Consider the following 16,369-nt stretch of genomic DNA (forward strand, 5'->3'; position numbering starts at 1 on the left):
GAATCCGATTACACTACGGCGGATAAGAGAGAGATTGTTCAATACCATGAAAAAAACGAGTCAGAAGAAGACGGCCGGGGTGCAGTACACCATCGTGCCGAAGGACCTCGCGGGCCACCTGTTCAACGTCACCGTCACCGTCGCCGCGCCCGACCCGCAAGGGCAGGTGTTCGTGCTCCCGGCCTGGATCCCGGGCAGCTACATGATCCGCGAATTCGCGCGCAATATCGTGCGCATCCGCGCCGAATCGGGGGGGCAGCCGGTCGACCTGGTCAAGCTCGACAAGCACACCTGGCGCGCGGCGCCGGTGGCCGGTCCGCTGACCCTGCACTACGAAGTCTATGCCTGGGACCTGTCGGTGCGCGCCGCCCACCTGGACCAGACCCACGGTTTCTTCAACGGCACCAGCGTGTTCCTGCGCGTGCAGGGGCAGGAAGCGGCGCCGCACCAGGTCGACATCCAGCGCCCAAGCGACCCGGCCGCCGCCGACTGGCGCGTGGCGACCTCGCTGCCCGAGCTGGGCGCCAGGCGCTACGGCTTCGGCACCTATATCGCCGCCGACTACGACGACCTGATCGACCATCCGGTGGAGATGGGCGATTTCGCGCTCGCCTCCTTCAAGGCCCACGGCATCCCGCACGACATCGTGGTCACCGGCCGCGTGCCCAACCTGGACATGGAGCGCCTGCAGCAGGACCTGAAAGCCATCTGCGAAACCCAGATCGCCTTCTTCGAGCCGAAGACCAGGAAGGCGCCGATGGACCGCTACGTCTTCCTGACCATGGCGGTCGGCGACGGCTACGGCGGCCTGGAACACCGCGCCTCGACGGCCCTGATCTGCTCGCGCGCCGACCTGCCGACCACCGCCGCGCCGAAGACCGCCGAGCGCAGCGAGGGCTACGTGACCTTCCTCGGCCTGTGCAGCCATGAGTACTTCCACACCTGGAACGTCAAGCGCATCAAGCCGGCCGTGTTCGCGCCCTACGACCTGCAGGTCGAGAACTACACGCCGCTGCTGTGGCTGTTCGAAGGCTTCACCAGCTATTACGACGACCTGATGCTGGTCCGCAGCGGCATCATCAGCGAGGCGACTTATTTCAAGTTGCTCGGCAAGACCGTCAGCAACGTCTGGCGCGGCAGCGGCCGCACCAAGCAGAGCATCGCGGAATCCAGCTTCGACGCCTGGACCAAGTACTACCGCCAGGACGAGAACGCGCCGAACGCCATCATCAGCTACTACACCAAGGGCTCGCTGGTCGGCCTGGCCTTCGACCTGAGCATCCGCGCCAAGACCGGCGGCGCGAAATCGCTGGACGACCTGATGCGCGCGCTGTGGGAACGCTATGGCTGCGACTTCTACGCCGGCGCACCAGGTGCCGGCCGTGGCGTCACGGAGAAGGAGGTCGAAGCGCTGTTCGACGAAGTCAGCGGCCTGCGCCTGAAATCCCTCTTCGACCGCCATGTGCGCGGCACCGAGGACATCCCGCTGACCAAGCTGTATGCGCCCTTCGGCATCAAGGTGACGGATGAGCGCAAGAGCAGCAAGCCTTCGCTGAACATCGGCGCCGGCCGCGACCCGCTGGGCACCAAGCTGAGCCAGGTACACGAAGGCGGCGCGGCCCACCAGGCCGGACTGTCGGCAGGCGACATCGTGATCGCCGTCGATGGCCTGCGCGTGAACGGCAATCCGTCGAACCTGGACCAGCTGCTGTCCCGCTACCGCGTCGGCGATACCGTCACCGTGCACGCCTTCCGCCGCGACGAGCTGATGAGCTTCGACGTGGTGCTGCAGGGCTGCGTGGCGCCGGCCATCACCATCGGGGTGGCGCCGGGTACGCGCCGGGCGACGATCGCGCGGCCCAGCGCCAGCTGAGCGGCTTGCCCTTGCCGGCGGCCGGCCCTCATCGCATCCTGATCGTCGGCCTGCCGCCGGCCCAGATGCTCGACATCACCGGCCCGCTGGATGTGTTCACGGCTGCGAATGAGCTGAGCATGGCGGCGGGCCGCCCGGCTCCCTACGAGGTCGGCCTGGCCGGCCCGGACGCCGGCATGCTCGCCACCACTTCCGGCATCGCCTTGCAGGCGGAACACAGCATCTTCGATGCGGCGCTGGCCGCCGGCACCGTGCTCGTCGCCGGCGGCCGCGGCGCCCGCGTGGCTGCCGAGGATGCGCGCGTGGTCGCGGCGCTGGCCGGGCTGTGCGAGCGCGCGCAGCGGGTCGCTTCCATCTGCACCGGCGCATTTCCGCTGGCGGCGACCGGCGTGCTGGACGGCCGCCGGGCCACCACGCACTGGGCGCATTTCGACGAGTTTTCCGCACGCTTCCCGGCGGTGGACATCGACCGCGACGCCCTGTTCGTCGGCGCAGGAAAATTCCATACCTCGGCCGGCATCACGGCCGGCATCGATTTTTCCCTGTCGCTCGTCGAGCACGACCTCGGCAGCGAGCTGGCACGCGCGGTGGCGCGCGAGCTGGTGGTCTTCATGAAGCGTCCGGGCGGGCAATCGCAGTTCAGCACCCGCCTGATGCACGCCGCGACGGGCGACCAGCGCGAACGTTTCGACGCGCTGGCGCACTGGATGGCCGAGCACGTGAGCGAGGACCTGTCGATCGAGGCCCTGGCCGCGCGCCTTGCCATGAGCCCGCGGAACTTCGTGCGCCGCTTTACCGCCGCCATGCGGGTCACGCCCGGCAAGTACGTGCAGATGCTGCGCATCGACGAGGCGCGCCGCCTGCTGACGGAAGGCGACCTGCCGGTGGCGCAGGTTGCGGCGCGCTGCGGCTTTCATTCGGCCGAGGCGATGCGTATCGGCTTCCAGCGCTACCTGCATACCTCACCGAGCGAATTCCGCGACCGCTTCCGGAGCGCCGGCAGTTTGGCATAAATCTTGGGGTGAATGTCATTGTTGCCAAACTTGCTTTCCCTTACGCTGTGGTTTGTTTGCATAGGGGAAGGAAGCAATGAACTGGACCTTGAAAGGATGGGTGGCGCACGCCGCCCTGTTGCTGGCCGGCCTGTCATTCCCGTTTGCCGGCGCGGGCGCGGCCACGGACATGCCTCGAACGGGCTATGCCGCCCAGGCGGACGCCCTGGTACAGGATTACGTGCGCAATGAGTTGTTCAGCGGCGCCGTGCTGGTCGCCAGGGACGGCAAGCCGCTGTTTCGAAAGGGCTTCGGCGCCGCCAACCGCGAATGGGGGATTGCGAACACGCCGGACACCCGGTTCCGGATCGGATCGGTGAGCAAGCAATTCACGGCCGCCGCGATCATGCGCCTCGTGGATGAGCACAAGCTGCTGCTTGACGATGCGGTCGGCAAGCATGTCCGCGATCTGCCGCCAGCCTGGCAGAAGGTGAGCATACGCCAGTTGCTCCAGCATACCTCGGGCATTCCCCGCTACACGATGCTCGACGGCTTCGACGATAGGCTCGTCCGCATCAGGCACACGCCACGCCAGCTCATCGATCTGGTGAAAGACCTGCCGCTCGAATTCGAGCCGGGAACGAAGTTCGAGTACGACAATACCGGCTACATCCTGCTGGGGTGCGTCATCGAGGCGGTCAGCGGCATGCCTTACCGGGACTACCTCGAACAGAAACTGCTGGGGCCGCTGGGCTTGAGGCATTCCGGCTATGACGACGGGCGCAGGATACTCGAGAGGATCGCCCAGCCCTATACCGATGGCCCCGACGGCATCAGTCGGGCCGGACCGGCCGACATCAGCAATGCCTACGCTGCCGGCGCCATGGTCAGCAATGTCGACGACCTGCTGGCCTGGCAGCAGATGCTGGTGAACGGCAAGGTCCTCGGTCCGGACAGTAGCGCCGCGGTGTTCACCGATGGCGGACACCATTACGGCCTGGGCTGGTACATCGAGAACCGGCTTTCGCGCACGGTCCATGAGCATGGCGGCTCCTGGAACGGCTACGAATCCCTGCTCGCGTATTATCCCTTTGAACAGCTGACCGTGATCGTGCTGGGCAATCACGGCGAGCAGGCGACGGTCGGACGGATCGCCGACGAGCTCGCGCGCCTGGCGCTGGGGCTGCCGCCGGCGCATCGCGAGGCCAGGGTCGATCCCGCTGTCTTTTCCCGCCTCGTCGGCCGCTACCGGCTGGCGCCGGACATGATGTTCAGCGTGACCAGCAAGGATGGGCAGCTGTTCGCCCAACTGTCCGGACAAAGGCAGCTGCAAATCTACCCGGAAGCTGCGAACCGCTATTTTTTCAAGGCCGTCGATGCGCAGCTGGTGTTCGACGAGCGTGACCCGGACCGTGCCGGCTATCTGGTCCTGCACCAGAACGGCGAGCAGATCAAGGCGCCGCGGATCGATTGAGTGCGTCTACAAAACAGGAGAAACCTATGCTTCAGATGCGTCCCAACTGCGAATGCTGCGACAAGGACCTGCCACCGGAATCGGCCGAGGCAAGGATCTGTTCCTTCGAGTGCACCTTCTGTACGGATTGCGCCACGAAGGTCCTGAAAAACAGCTGCCCGAACTGCGGGGGCGAGATGGTCGCACGCCCCAGAAGGCCGCTGGAAAAGCTCGCGAACAATCCTGCATCTACCGAGCGGGTAGTGAAGCAGGGCGGCTGCCCGCAGGCGGCATAAGGCCGGCCATTCAGGGCGTCTGCAGCCCGGCCAGGCTGCGCAACTGGTAGCGGTTTGCGTCCGCGAACAGGAAGGTTTCCGAGAAGGTCAGCTTGCCGCTCGCCTGCGCCAGGTGCTGCGGAGGCGGCAGCGGGGTACTGCGGCGCATCGAGTCGAGCGCGATTTGCGAGGCGTCCGGATCGCGCGAGCGCTGCACCACGATGTCGGCCAGGCGGCCGTCGCGGTCGACCGTGATTTCCAGCACCACGATGGCCGGCAGCATGGGCGGCAGCTTGCCGTTGAAGCTGCGCTCGGGATTGTGCCGCAGGACGTGCTGGGCGACCTGGGTCTTGTAGTCGTCCAGTCCCGCCGGAGAGGGTTTCGAGGGCGGGGACGAGGTAAAGGGGCGGATGACCGCGCTGGCGACATGTCCGACTGAGGAGGCGACGGCCGTCGTGGCCGTGATCACGGTCGAGCATCCGCTCAAGCCTGCGATCAAAAACATGAGTACCAGGCAAGTACGGACGATCGTCTTCATGACCGGAACCTCCCAAAACCTGCTGCCGCTCGCAACGTCCCTTCAATATTACTGCTAGTCGAATAAACGTTGCAACTCCGTGCCGGGATCGGGCGCGCGCATGAAGGCCTCGCCCACCAGGAAGGCATGCACGCTGGCGTCGCGCATGCGCTTGACGTCGGCCGGCGCCAGGATCCCGGACTCGGTCACCACCAGGCGCTCCGCCGGGATATTCGGCAGCAGGCCGATGGTGGTGTCGAGCGTGACCTCGAAGGTGCGCAGGTTGCGGTTGTTGATGCCCAGCAGCCTCGTCTTGAGGCGCAGCGCAGCGTTCAACTCGTCGCCGTCATGCACTTCGACCAGCACATCCATGCCGAGTTCCTGGGCACAGGCTTCCAGTTCCGCCATCAGGCCATGATCCAGGGCAGCCACGATCAAGAGGATAGCATCGGCGCCCATCGCGCGCGCTTCGTAGACCTGGTACAGGTCGACCATGAAATCCTTGCGGATCACCGGCAGTTCGCAGGCGGCGCGCGCCTGTTTCAGGTACTCGCTCGACCCCTGGAAGAACTGGGCGTCGGTCAGCACCGACAGGCAGGCGGCGCCGCCCCTGGCATAACTCTCGGCGATGGCGGCCGGCTGGAAGTCGGCGCGCAGCACGCCCTTCGACGGCGAGGCCTTTTTGACTTCGGCGATCACGCCGGCGCGTCCGCCTGCGATGTTGCGGCGCAGGCTGGCCTCGAAGCCGCGCAGATTGCCGCGCAGTTCGCCGTCGCCCTCGACTTCGGCGCGCAGGCTGTACAGGTCGCGGTATTTTTTGGCGGCGGCGACTTCGTCGGCTTTCACCGCCAGGATCTTGTTCAGGATGTCGGACATGATTTCTTTCTGCTCAGTTCGCGGCGCCGAGCTGGCGCGTCACGCTGACGAACTGGTCGAGCTTGGCCAGCGCGGCGCCCGAGGCGATGGCCGCGCGCGCCTTCTGCAGGCCCTCTTCGATCGAGGCGGCGACGCCGGCCGCGTACAGCGCGGTGCCGGCATTTAGCGCCACGATGTCGTGCGCCGGACCCGGTTCGCCGCGCAGGGCTTCCAGCACGCGCGTCTGCGATTCGGCGGCGTTCGCGACCTTCAGGTTGCGGCTGGAGATCATGGCCAGGCCAAAGTCTTCCGGGTGGATCTCGTATTCGCGGATTTCGCCGTTGATGAGCTCACCGACCATGGTGCCGGCGCCCAGCGAGACTTCGTCCATATTGTCGCGGCCCCACACCACCACCGCGTGTTCGGCGCCGAGGCGCTGCAGCACGCGCACCTGGATGCCGACCAGGTCGGGGTGGAACACGCCCATCAGGATGTTCGGTGCGCCGGCCGGATTGGTCAACGGCCCCAGGATGTTGAAGATGCTGCGCACGCCGAGTTCGCGGCGTACCGGCGCCACATTCTTCATCGCCGCATGGTGGTTGGGCGCGAACATGAAGCCGATGCCGGTCTGGGCGATCGATTGCGCGATCTGCTCGGGCTTGAGGTCGATCTCGGCGCCCAGGGCTTCGATCAGGTCGGCGCTGCCGCTGGACGAAGACACGCTGCGCCCGCCATGCTTGGCCACGCGCGCGCCGGCGGCTGCCGCCACGAACATCGAGGCGGTCGAGATATTGAAGGTGTGGGCGCCGTCGCCGCCGGTGCCGACGATGTCGAGCAGCCTGGTGGTGTCGGCCATCGGCACTTTGGTCGAGAACTCGCGCATGACCTGGGCCGCGGCGGTGATCTCGCCGATGGTTTCCTTCTTCACGCGCAGGCCCATGGTGATGGCCGCGACCATGGTCGGCGACATCTGGCCCGACATGATCTGCCGGAACAGGTGCAGCATCTCGTCGTGGAAGATTTCGCGGTGTTCGATGCAGCGCAGGAGCGCTTCTTGCGGGGTGATCATGTCAGCGCTCCAGGAAGTTCTTCAACATGGTGTGTCCGTGCTCGGACAGGATGGATTCGGGATGGAACTGCACGCCCTCGATGTCGAATTCCTTGTGGCGCACGCCCATGATTTCGCCGTCGTCGGTCCATGCCGTCACTTCCAGGCAGGCCGGCAGCGAGGCGCGCTCGATCGCCAGCGAGTGGTAGCGGATCACGGTGAAGGGGCTCGGCAGGCCCTTGAACACGCCGAGTCCCGTGTGGGCGATCTTCGAGGTCTTGCCGTGCATGACCTGTTTGGCGCGGATGATCTTGCCCCCAAAAGCTTCGCCGATCGCCTGGTGGCCGAGGCACACGCCCAGGATCGGCTTCCTGCCCTTGAATTCCTTCAGCACGTCGACCGAGACGCCGGCATCCTTCGGGCTCTTCGGGCCCGGCGAGATGCAGATGCGGTCCGGGTTCATGTCCGCGATCTGTTCGAGCGTGATCTCGTCGTTGCGCACCGTGCGCACATCCTCGCCCAGCTCACCGAAGTACTGCACGATGTTGTAGGTGAACGAGTCGTAGTTGTCGATCATGAGCAGCATGTCAGATCTCCCCATCCAGTCCGTCTTGCACTTGCTCGGCCGCGCGCAGCACGGCGCGTGCCTTGTTTTCCGTTTCCAGCCATTCCATCTCGGGGATGGAATCGGCCACGATGCCCGCAGCCGCCTGCACGTACAGGTTGCCGTCCTTGATCACGCCGGTGCGGATCGCGATCGCCACGTCCATCTCGCCGCCGAAGGAGAGATAACCGCAGGCGCCGCCGTAGATGCCGCGCTTGACCGGCTCGAGCTCGTCGATCACTTCCATCGCCCGTACTTTCGGCGCGCCGGTCAGGGTGCCGGCCGGGAAGGTGGCGCGCAGCACGTCCAGGTTGGACATGCCGTCCTTGAGTTCGCCTTCCACGTTGGAGACGATGTGCTGCACGTGCGAGTATTTTTCGATGACCATCTGGTCCGTCACCTTCACCGTGCCGGTCTTGGCGATGCGGCCGATGTCGTTGCGCGCCAGGTCGATCAGCATCACGTGCTCGGCGACCTCCTTCGGATCGTTCAGCAGCTCGTGGGCCAGCTCGGTGTCGCGTTCCGGCGTCGAGCCGCGCGGGCGGGTGCCGGCGATCGGACGCAGGGTCACCTTGCGGCCGCCCTCCGGCTGCTGCTCGTTGCGGACCAGGATCTCCGGCGAGGAGCCGACGATCTGCATGTCGCCGAAGTTGTAGTAGTACATGTAGGGCGAGGGGTTCAGCGAACGCAGCGCGCGGTACAGCGACAGCGGCGAGTCGACGTAAGGCTTGCGGATGCGCTGGCCGATCTGCACCTGCATCAGGTCGCCGGCCATCACGTATTCCTTGGCCACCGCCACCGCCTTCAGGTAATCCGCCTTGCTGAAGTCGCGCACCGCTTCGGTACGTACCGAGCTCGAAGTGACAGGCGCATCGACGCTACGGCGCAGCATCACGCGCAAGTCCTTCAGGCGCTGGCGCGCCCGCGCATAGGCTTCCGGCTGGGCGGGATCGGCGTAGACGATCAGGTAGAGCTTGCCCGACAGGTTGTCGATCACGGCCAGCTCTTCGGTCTGCATCAGCTGGATGTCCGGCAGTCCCAGCTCGTCCTGCGGCGCCTTGCCCGCCAGCTTCTTCTCGATGTGGCGTACGGTGTCGTAGCCGAAGTAGCCGGCCAGGCCGCCGCAGAAGCGCGGCAGTCCCGGACGCAGGGCGACCTTGAAGCGCTGCTGGTAGGCCTCGATGAAGTCGAGCGGATTGCCTTCGTGCGTTTCGATGACTTCGCCGTTCCGTTCGACCGTGGTCATGTCACCGCTGGTGCGCAGGAGGGTCTTCGCCGGCAGGCCGATGAAGGAGTAGCGCCCGAAGCGCTCGCCGCCGACCACGGACTCGAGCAGGAAGGTGTTCTTGCCGGCGTCCTGGCTCTGGGCCAGCTTCAGGTAGAGCGTGAGCGGGGTTTCGAGATCGGCGAAGGCTTCCGCGATCAGGGGGATACGGTTATAGCCTTGCGTGGCGAGCGATTTGAATTCGAGTTCGGTCATGCTTTTCTCCGGACCGGCCGCGAGGAGGGAGAGCGGCCGGCGTTTTCTTCAAAAAACCTGCCGGTTGGTTTTACACGCAGGGCGTGCACCGGCAGCAATCAACGGGGTTTAGTTAGCCCAGGATTGCCAGCGTCGCCACAGCCAGGCCTCGAGGGCGCCGGTTTGGTTGACGGTGTGTTTTTTGGTGAAAAACATGTATAGATAAGTTAGTTTGACGTACTGTTGTGAGCAGATATCAGCTTCGCTGCATCGAGCAGCGAATCAACTATACCATCGGAATTAATAGTTTGCACAGGCATTCCGTGGTTATAACCATATGGCACAGTGAGCACAAAGCAACCGGCGGCCCGCGCCGCCTCGGCGTCGTTGCTCGAATCGCCGATCGCCACCACGGCTGAAGGCAGGAGGCCGAAGTCGCGGCAGACCTGCTGCAAGGGCAGGGGATCGGGCTTCTTTTTCGGCAGCGAGTCGCCGCCGTAGACCAGCTCGAACCAGGGCGCCAGGCCTTTCCGCTCCAGCAGGGGTAAAGTGAAAGCGACAGGCTTGTTGGTCACGCAGGCCAGGCGCAGGCCTTGCGCCTTCAGGGCCTTCAGTCCCTCGATCACGTCCGGGAACAGGGTGGCGCGTTCGCCGTTGATCGCCAGGTAGTGCCGCTGGTAGGCGGCCATGGCGTCATCGAATACGGCGTCGATGCGGGCGCTGTCGTAGTCCAGGGCCAGCACGTCGCGGATCAGCTTTTCCGAGCCCTTGCCGACCATCGGTTCGATGGTGGCCTGGTCGATCGGCGCAAGGCCGAACTCCGCGCGCATGCCGTTCAGCGCCAGTTCGAAATCCGGCACCGTGTGCAGCATGGTGCCGTCGAGGTCGATGATGGCGGCCTGGATTGCCGCAGCGCCGGCCCTCATTACTTCGCCTTTACCGAAGCCAGTTCGGCGCGCATGGCGTCGATCACGGCCTTGTAGTCGGGCTTGCCGAAGATGGCGGAACCGGCCACGAAGGTGTCGGCGCCGGCGGCAGCCACGGCGGCGATGTTGTCGGCCTTGATGCCGCCGTCGACCTCCAGCATGATGTCGCGGCCGGATTCGTCGATCAGGCGGCGCGCCTGGGCGACCTTTTTCAGCGCTTCCGGAATGAAGGACTGGCCGCCGAAGCCGGGGTTCACCGACATGATCAGGATGATGTCGATCTTGTCCATCACGTGGTCGAGGTGATGCAGCGGGGTGCCCGGATTGAACACCAGGCCGGCCTTGCAGCCGTTATCGCGGATCAGCTGCAGCGTGCGGTCGACGTGCTCGGAGGCTTCCGGGTGGAAGGTGATGATGTCGGCGCCGGCTTTCGCGAAGTCGGGGATGATGCGGTCGACCGGCTTGACCATCAGGTGGACGTCGATCGGCACCTGCACGTGCGGACGGATGGCCTGGCACACCATCGGGCCGATGGTCAGGTTCGGGACATAGTGGTTGTCCATCACGTCGAAGTGGATGATGTCGGCGCCGGCGGCAACGACATTCCTGACTTCCTCGCCCAGGCGGGCAAAGTCGGCGGACAGGATGCTGGGAGCGATGCGGTAGGTGGTCATGGCGGTCTGGAAGTCTGCAATTCAGAAAGACCGCTATTGTACGACGCCGCGCTTTCCGCCACCGTTGTATGATGACGCCTTAGAAAAAAGGAAAGCCATGGCCGTCTACGATTTCGCGATCAATGTCAGGACCCAGTACCTGCCGGAACAATCCAAACCGGACCGGACACTGCATGTGTTCACCTACACGATCACGATCAAGAATACCGGCGATGTGCCGGCCCAGCTGATCTCGCGCCACTGGGTGATCACCGATGCCAGCGGCAAGACCCAGGAAGTGCGCGGCCTGGGCGTGGTCGGCCACCAGCCGCTGCTCAAGCCGGGCGAAGAATTCGAATACACCAGCGGCACCCAGCTGGAAACGGCCCAGGGCTCGATGACCGGCGAATACTTCTTCGTGGCCGAAGACGGCCACCGTTTCGAAGTCACGATCCCGGAATTCGTGCTGTCGCTGCCGCGCGCCCTGCACTGAGCCTGCGCGCCCCGGGCCTTACTTGCGCCCGGAGAACATCGTCCACCAGACGATGAAGATCAGCAGGCACAGGGCCGCTCCCGCTTCCAATACCAGTATCCACATAACGGTTCCTTATGTTTTCGACACGCCGAAGTGTACCCGCCCGCGGCCTCGCCGGGTTGGTTTCCATTGCCGCCTTGCTGGCCGCCTGTACCACGGCGCCACCGAAACCCCGGCCTGTGCCTTCGCCCCAGCCGAAGCCTCAGCCCCAGCCCCAGCCACCCATCAAGATCCCGCCGCCGGTGGCGCCGGTGCCGAACGGACCGGGACAGCAGCCGCCCGCCGCTCCCTTGTTGACCCCGGTCGGCTTCGAGGCGCTGCCGGGCTGGCAGGAGGACGACCTGCGCCAGGCCTGGCCGGCCTACCTGTCGTCCTGCCGCGCGCTGGGGAACAAGCCGGACTGGAAGACGCCCTGCGCGGCCGCCAAGCTGGTCGATACCGGCGACGGCGTGGCGATCCGCCAGTATTTCGAAACGTATTTCGTGCCCAACCTGGTGCGCGCCGCGGATGGCGCGGACACCGGCCTGATTACCGGCTACTACGAACCGATGCTGCACGGTTCGCGCAAGCGCGGCGGCGCCTACCAGACGCCGCTCTACAAGGTGCCGGACGACCTCGTCACCGTCGACCTGGCCAGCGTCTATCCGAGCCTGAAGGGCATGCGCCTTCGCGGCCGCCTGGTCGGCAAGACCGTGGTGCCCTACGGCACCCGCGCCGAGATCGAGCGCGCGCGGCTGCCGGGCAAGGAACTGGTCTGGGTCGACGATCCGGTTGAAGCTTTCTTCCTCGAAGTCCAGGGTTCGGGACGGGTGGAGCTCGACGATTCCGGCGAGACTGTGCGCATCGCCTATGCCGACCAGAACGGCCATCCCTACAAGGCGATCGGGCGCTGGCTGGTCGAACAGGGCGAACTGACGGCCGGCCAGGCCTCGGCCCAGGGCATCAAGGCCTGGATCGCCGCCCATCCGGAGCGCCGCCAGGAACTCCTCAACGTCAATCCGAGCTATATCTTCTTCCGCGAGGAGCGCCTGCCCGATCCCGGCGTCGGCCCGAAAGGCGCGCTGGGCGTGCCCTTGAGCCCGAGCCGCTCGGTGGCGATCGACCCGTCCTTCCTGCCGCTGGGCGCGCCGATCTTCCTGTCGACCACCGAACCGGCCAGCGAGGTGCCGGTGCAGCGCCTGGTGATGGGCCAGGATACCGGCGGCGCCATCCGCGGCGCCGTGCGCGCCGACTTCTTCTTCGGCTTCGGCGACCAGGCGGCCGACAATGCCGGGCGCATGAAGCAGCGCGGCCAGCTGTGGGTGCTGCTGCCCCGGCCGGCGACCGTGCAGGCTTCACGCTGACGCTACTTGCCCGGCCGTTCAGGCAGGCGCTTTCAGGCGCGAATCTTGTGCAGCCGGGTGCCGAACAGGGTGCCCAGGGTCAGCAGCAGGGCGCCGGCCGCCACCACGCCCAGGCCGGCGCGCACGCCGATCCGTTCCGCCAGCAGCCCGGCGCCGGCCGCGCCCACCGGCGCCATCGCCACCGTCATGAAGCGCATGGTCGAGGTCATCCGGCCCAGGAAGGCGTCCGGCGTCACGCGCTGGCGCAGGGCCAGGTAGGGCAGGAAGAACAGGGTGGCGCCGCAATCCAGCCAGAACACCACCAGCGCATAGGCGGCCGCGCTGGCCGTACTGCTGCCGAACAGGTCGCGTGGAATGACCGGCATCAGCACGAAGCCGATGCTTGATGCACACAGCCCGATCGCGACCGTGCCGCCGGCGCCGAAGCGCGCCGTCAGGGGCTTCAGCAGCACCGAACTGGCCAGCACGCCGACTCCGCCCAGCATCTGGGCCGAGCCCATCATCCCCGGCGACATCCCGAGCTCGCGAGTGGCGAACAGCACGTAGAGCGCCATGTAGCCGTAGAACAGCAGGTGCCAGCAGGCCGAGGTCCAGGCCAGCAGGCGCAGCACCGGCTGGCGCCAGACGAAGGCGAGGCCGTCCAGTATGTCGCGCAGAACATGCGATTCCGGCGGCACCGGCTGCGGCTCGCGCGCCTTGACGCGCCGCAGGTTCCAGATCGAGACCGTGAAGCCCGCCACATTGAAGAGGATGGCGAAGGGCGCGCCCAGCGCCTGCACCAGCACGCCGGCCAGGCCGGGACCCAGCAGGCGCGAGGCCGATTCGGTGGCAGCGAACTTCGATTGCGCATCGATCAGGCCGTCGCGCCCGACCAGGAAGGTCATGAAGATCTGCTCGGCGCCGCCGCCCACCACCAGGCCGGTCCCGAGGACGAACTCGACCGCGTACATCCAGTGGATGCTGAGCCAGCCCTGCCACCAGGCGAAGGGCACGCTGGCCAGGCTCAGCGCCACCATCGCGTCGCTGCACAGCATGACGGGCAGGCGCCGGCTGCGGTCGAGCAGGACCCCGACGGGCAGGCCGAAGACCAGGAAGGGCAGGGAGCCGAGCGCCGCCAGGGTGCCCATCTGGGCCGGGGTGGCGTGCAGCAGCAGGGCCGCGCAGATGGGCAGGGCCAGCAGCGTGATCTGGGCGCCGAAATTGCTGAGGATGCTGCTGAACCAGAAGCGGCGGAAATCGGGATTGCGCAGCTGCGGATCGCCGTTCAGTTTGCGGAGGAAAGTAATTGGAGACACCACGCAATGATAACAAAGCGCCCTTGCCATTTATGCCACCCAAGGCGCTACAATCGAAGGGTTATCTTATTAAAGGATGTCCCATGGAATATTCTGACCTGCTGATCGAGAATCACGGCAAGGTTGTCGTGATCCGCCTGAACCGTCCGAAGGCGATGAATGCGCTGAACGACAATATGATGAACGAGCTGGGCGACGCGCTGACCAAGTTCGACGCCGACCCGGCAATCAACGTCATCGTCCTGACCGGCAGCGAGAAGGTCTTCGCGGCGGGCGCCGACATCGCCGCCATGGCCGACTACACCTATGCCGACACCTATCCCGGCAACTACATCGGCCGCAACTGGGAGCACATCCTGAACGTGCGCAAGCCGGTGATCGGCGTCGTCTCCGGCTATGCGCTGGGCGGCGGCTGCGAGCTGGCGATGATGTGCGACTTCCTGATCGCCGGCGACAGCGCCAAGTTCGGCCAGCCGGAAATCAAGGTCGGCGTGACTCCGGGCGCCGGCGGCACCCAGCGCCTGCCGCGCGCCATCGGCAAGTCGAAAGCCATGGACATGCTCCTGACCTGCCGCATGATCGACGCCGCCGAAGCCGAGCGCACCGGCCTGGTGTCGCGCGTGTTCCCGGCCGATACCGTGATGGAAGAAGCGCTGGCGGTGGCGAACACCATCGCCGCGATGCCGGTGTCGGTCGCCATGCAGATCAAGGACTCGGTCAACCGCGCCTTCGAGACCACCTTGACCGAAGGCGTGCGCTACGAGCGCCGCTACTTCCACGCCGGCTTCGGTACGCCGGCGCAGAAGGAGGGCATGAAGGCCTTCCTGGAGAAACGCAAGCCGAACTTCGAAGGCCTGTGATCCTGCCTGCCTCTGGTTTACATCAGAGGCAATTCCCCGGTGCCCAGCCGCACAGGGCGCTGAGGAGATTGATCCAGCGGCCATCGGGAATCGACGCGCCCTGGACCTTGGGGTCGCGCGGGACGTAGCCGTAGGACGTCACGCCGACCACCCGGTTCGATCCATTGTTCTTGCCGCTAGCACCGCCGTCCTGCAACTGCTGGAAGTTCTGGATCCACGGTCCGCCACTGGAGCCGCCCTCGGCGTCCGAGCCGTACTCGACATTGTTCGGCTCGACGACCTGGAAGGCCGCGCTGGTGATGATCTGCATCTTCTCGCAGCCGTCGAGATTGCAGGGATAGCCGAGCTTGGAGGTGTGGTTGTCCGCCAGGCTCAGGGTCTGCCAGCCGAGCCATCCGGTCAGGTCGCCCAGGGCACGCGTGCGGCCGCCCACCGGCTGGTCGTCGAAGACGATCATCGCGTAATCCGCGGCATTCGGCACCTCGCCGCCGCCGAAGGCCCAGTCACCGGTCACGATCACGACGCTCCAGTTCCAGGTCAGCAGGGGAGCGGTGCCGTCGCGAAATGCCGGCACGAACAGCCAGTTGCTATGGAAGCCGCTCGAGGTCCCGCTGTGCACGCAATGGCCGGCCGTGGCGACGATGCGGTGCTGGATCACCGACGCCGAGCAGAGGTAGGGCTGGCCGTCGATCGAGAAGAAGAGCGTGCCCGCCGTTATATACGGATAGGCGCGGTCCGCGGAGAAGGGGGCGGACGCACCGGTGAACATGGGGAATACGCGGCTGCTGGTGTAATGCGCGCCGAAGATGCCGACGGCTCCCGGGGACACCACGCCCGTGTTGCGCTTCTGCGTGGTGTCCGGTTTGAACAGCTGTTTTATCACGGAGGGCGGCGTCTGCATGGCCGGGGCGCGGCCGTCGGCGCCCTGGACCTGCTCATCGGTGCGCGGCTCCGCCTGCCTGCGGATGACCTTGGATGAAGCCAGCGGCAGGGGAAGAGGACGGGCCGCCTTGAGGCGCGCCGGCGTCCAGTAGGCAGCGATCGCCCTGGCGTCCGGGTTGGTCAGGCTCACCATATTGTTGGCCAGCTTGCTGCCTTGCCTGTTGTCTTGCTTGTTGTCTTGCGCCTGGCTCGGTGCTGCGCCGAACAGCAAGAGCGCAAGAACGGGCACGCAGGTATGCGCGAGGAATTTCATATTGCCTCCGAATGGGTCTCGTCGATTGGCCCGGCGGCAGGCATCGATGCCGGGATGGACGCCGTCAAAAAGTGCTGCGAACCCAGCTTAAGAGCGCAATCGGGGGGAGTTCGGCGGATCTTGCTGTCTGCTGATGAGCATCAATACAGTAGAGTGGTCCGGGGCAATGTTCTCTGCTCAAGCTTTTACTTGAGGTGTGTCGCGAACGGGCTTGCGCGCCCCGGTGCCGTTTGCTATAGTGCGCGTCCTGCTTCTGCAGCGCAGGAAAAGCTGAACGAAATCAAGTAGTTGGGCTAGGTGTTTTGATAACACCGCTGGCGCTGAAGAAAAAGATGGAGTTGACGAGTTAAGCGAAACACTGCATAATCTCATTCCTCTGCTGCTGACGAACAAAACGATTCGCCGGATGCAGCAAGGCAGTACCGAATACGATCTTTAACAATCAACAGTCGATAAGTGTGGGCGTTTGATGAAGTGCCAGCATCC

General features: G+C 65.4%; 16 protein-coding genes. 7 read left to right on the plus strand and 9 right to left on the minus strand.

Going from position 1 to position 16,369, the window contains the following annotated elements; translation table 11 throughout:
- The first annotated feature begins 46 nt into the window (after positions 1-46).
- The 4 genes from AB4Z32_RS06515 (at position 47) to AB4Z32_RS06530 (ending at position 4,614) form a co-directional block, all read left to right on the plus strand.
- Positions 47-1,873: a M61 family metallopeptidase gene (locus AB4Z32_RS06515; RefSeq protein ID WP_441935104.1), complete on the plus strand. Its 1,827-nt coding sequence runs from the start codon at positions 47-49 to the stop codon at positions 1,871-1,873.
- A gap of 11 nt (positions 1,874-1,884) precedes the next feature.
- Positions 1,885-2,886 carry a GlxA family transcriptional regulator gene (locus AB4Z32_RS06520; RefSeq protein ID WP_441935125.1) on the plus strand — a complete coding sequence of 334 codons (1,002 nt, stop codon included), beginning with the start codon at positions 1,885-1,887 and terminating at the stop codon, positions 2,884-2,886.
- A 76-nt stretch (positions 2,887-2,962) separates the two neighbouring features.
- Positions 2,963-4,339, plus strand: a complete 1,377-nt coding sequence (locus tag AB4Z32_RS06525; RefSeq protein ID WP_441935105.1) for a serine hydrolase domain-containing protein — start codon at positions 2,963-2,965, stop codon at positions 4,337-4,339.
- 26 nt (positions 4,340-4,365) lie between these two features.
- Positions 4,366-4,614 (plus strand): DUF1272 domain-containing protein, encoded by a 249-nt coding sequence (locus AB4Z32_RS06530; RefSeq protein ID WP_441935106.1) that lies wholly within the window; start codon positions 4,366-4,368, stop codon positions 4,612-4,614.
- Between the two features lie 10 nt (positions 4,615-4,624).
- On the opposite strand, the gene AB4Z32_RS06535 is transcribed toward AB4Z32_RS06530, so the two are convergent.
- The 7 genes from AB4Z32_RS06535 to rpe form a co-directional block, all read right to left on the minus strand.
- Positions 4,625-5,131 carry a TonB C-terminal domain-containing protein gene (locus AB4Z32_RS06535; RefSeq protein WP_441935107.1) on the minus strand — a complete coding sequence of 169 codons (507 nt, stop codon included), beginning with the start codon at positions 5,129-5,131 and terminating at the stop codon, positions 4,625-4,627.
- 54 nt (positions 5,132-5,185) lie between these two features.
- Positions 5,186-5,986, minus strand: coding sequence for an indole-3-glycerol phosphate synthase TrpC (gene trpC / locus AB4Z32_RS06540; RefSeq protein WP_441935108.1), 801 nt, complete (start codon positions 5,984-5,986; stop codon positions 5,186-5,188).
- A 13-nt stretch (positions 5,987-5,999) separates the two neighbouring features.
- On the minus strand, positions 6,000-7,034 hold the full coding sequence (trpD, locus tag AB4Z32_RS06545; RefSeq protein ID WP_441935109.1) for an anthranilate phosphoribosyltransferase: 1,035 nt from the start codon (positions 7,032-7,034) through the stop codon (positions 6,000-6,002).
- 1 nt (position 7,035) lies between these two features.
- Positions 7,036-7,599, minus strand: coding sequence for an anthranilate synthase component II (locus AB4Z32_RS06550; protein WP_441935110.1), 564 nt, complete (start codon positions 7,597-7,599; stop codon positions 7,036-7,038).
- A 1-nt stretch (position 7,600) separates the two neighbouring features.
- Positions 7,601-9,097, minus strand: a complete 1,497-nt coding sequence (trpE, locus tag AB4Z32_RS06555) for an anthranilate synthase component I (protein WP_441935111.1) — start codon at positions 9,095-9,097, stop codon at positions 7,601-7,603.
- Between the two features lie 206 nt (positions 9,098-9,303).
- Positions 9,304-10,002 carry a phosphoglycolate phosphatase gene (locus AB4Z32_RS06560; protein WP_441935112.1) on the minus strand — a complete coding sequence of 233 codons (699 nt, stop codon included), beginning with the start codon at positions 10,000-10,002 and terminating at the stop codon, positions 9,304-9,306.
- Complete coding sequence (rpe, locus tag AB4Z32_RS06565; protein WP_441935113.1) at positions 10,002-10,676, minus strand: ribulose-phosphate 3-epimerase; 675 nt, start codon at positions 10,674-10,676, stop codon at positions 10,002-10,004. The genes AB4Z32_RS06560 and rpe overlap by 1 nt, the downstream gene beginning before the upstream one ends.
- A gap of 97 nt (positions 10,677-10,773) precedes the next feature.
- Here rpe and apaG point away from each other — a divergent pair, with 97 nt between their 5' ends.
- Together apaG and mltA are read left to right on the plus strand one after the other, a co-directional pair.
- The gene (apaG, locus tag AB4Z32_RS06570) at positions 10,774-11,148 is read left to right on the plus strand and encodes a Co2+/Mg2+ efflux protein ApaG (protein ID WP_441935114.1); all 375 of its coding nucleotides are present in this window, start codon (positions 10,774-10,776) and stop codon (positions 11,146-11,148) included.
- A gap of 116 nt (positions 11,149-11,264) precedes the next feature.
- On the plus strand, positions 11,265-12,533 hold the full coding sequence (mltA, locus tag AB4Z32_RS06575) for a murein transglycosylase A (RefSeq protein WP_441935115.1): 1,269 nt from the start codon (positions 11,265-11,267) through the stop codon (positions 12,531-12,533).
- A 32-nt stretch (positions 12,534-12,565) separates the two neighbouring features.
- Here the strand turns inward: mltA and AB4Z32_RS06580 are convergent, their stop codons facing one another.
- A complete protein-coding gene (locus AB4Z32_RS06580) occupies positions 12,566-13,828 on the minus strand; it encodes an MFS transporter (protein ID WP_441935116.1) in 1,263 nt (420 codons plus the stop codon).
- A gap of 83 nt (positions 13,829-13,911) precedes the next feature.
- On the opposite strand from AB4Z32_RS06580, the gene AB4Z32_RS06585 reads away from it, so the two are divergent.
- The gene (locus AB4Z32_RS06585) at positions 13,912-14,688 is read left to right on the plus strand and encodes an enoyl-CoA hydratase (RefSeq protein ID WP_441935117.1); all 777 of its coding nucleotides are present in this window, start codon (positions 13,912-13,914) and stop codon (positions 14,686-14,688) included.
- Between the two features lie 22 nt (positions 14,689-14,710).
- On the opposite strand, the gene AB4Z32_RS06590 is transcribed toward AB4Z32_RS06585, so the two are convergent.
- A complete protein-coding gene (locus tag AB4Z32_RS06590) occupies positions 14,711-15,883 on the minus strand; it encodes a trypsin-like serine peptidase (protein WP_441935118.1) in 1,173 nt (390 codons plus the stop codon).
- Between the last annotated feature and the right edge of the window lie 486 nt (positions 15,884-16,369).

Source organism: Massilia sp. 2TAF26 (assembly GCF_052115005.1).
In the GTDB taxonomy this organism is placed as follows: Bacteria; Pseudomonadota; Gammaproteobacteria; order Burkholderiales; family Burkholderiaceae_D; genus Telluria.

Bases quoted from the DNA above. Each gene is read 5' to 3' on its own strand.
- apaG (WP_441935114.1), top strand. From the start codon at position 10,774: ATGGCCGTCTACGATTTCGCGATCAATGTCAGGACCCAGTACCTGCCG.
- AB4Z32_RS06515 (WP_441935104.1), top strand. From the start codon at position 47: ATGAAAAAAACGAGTCAGAAGAAGACGGCCGGGGTGCAGTACACCATC.
- trpE (WP_441935111.1), bottom strand. From the start codon at position 9,097: ATGACCGAACTCGAATTCAAATCGCTCGCCACGCAAGGCTATAACCGT.
- mltA (WP_441935115.1), top strand. From the start codon at position 11,265: ATGTTTTCGACACGCCGAAGTGTACCCGCCCGCGGCCTCGCCGGGTTG.
- trpD (WP_441935109.1), bottom strand. From the start codon at position 7,034: ATGATCACCCCGCAAGAAGCGCTCCTGCGCTGCATCGAACACCGCGAA.
- AB4Z32_RS06560 (WP_441935112.1), bottom strand. From the start codon at position 10,002: ATGAGGGCCGGCGCTGCGGCAATCCAGGCCGCCATCATCGACCTCGAC.
- AB4Z32_RS06590 (WP_441935118.1), bottom strand. From the start codon at position 15,883: ATGAAATTCCTCGCGCATACCTGCGTGCCCGTTCTTGCGCTCTTGCTG.
- rpe (WP_441935113.1), bottom strand. From the start codon at position 10,676: ATGACCACCTACCGCATCGCTCCCAGCATCCTGTCCGCCGACTTTGCC.
- AB4Z32_RS06550 (WP_441935110.1), bottom strand. From the start codon at position 7,599: ATGCTGCTCATGATCGACAACTACGACTCGTTCACCTACAACATCGTG.
- trpC (WP_441935108.1), bottom strand. From the start codon at position 5,986: ATGTCCGACATCCTGAACAAGATCCTGGCGGTGAAAGCCGACGAAGTC.
- AB4Z32_RS06525 (WP_441935105.1), top strand. From the start codon at position 2,963: ATGAACTGGACCTTGAAAGGATGGGTGGCGCACGCCGCCCTGTTGCTG.
- AB4Z32_RS06585 (WP_441935117.1), top strand. From the start codon at position 13,912: ATGGAATATTCTGACCTGCTGATCGAGAATCACGGCAAGGTTGTCGTG.
- AB4Z32_RS06535 (WP_441935107.1), bottom strand. From the start codon at position 5,131: ATGAAGACGATCGTCCGTACTTGCCTGGTACTCATGTTTTTGATCGCA.
- AB4Z32_RS06530 (WP_441935106.1), top strand. From the start codon at position 4,366: ATGCTTCAGATGCGTCCCAACTGCGAATGCTGCGACAAGGACCTGCCA.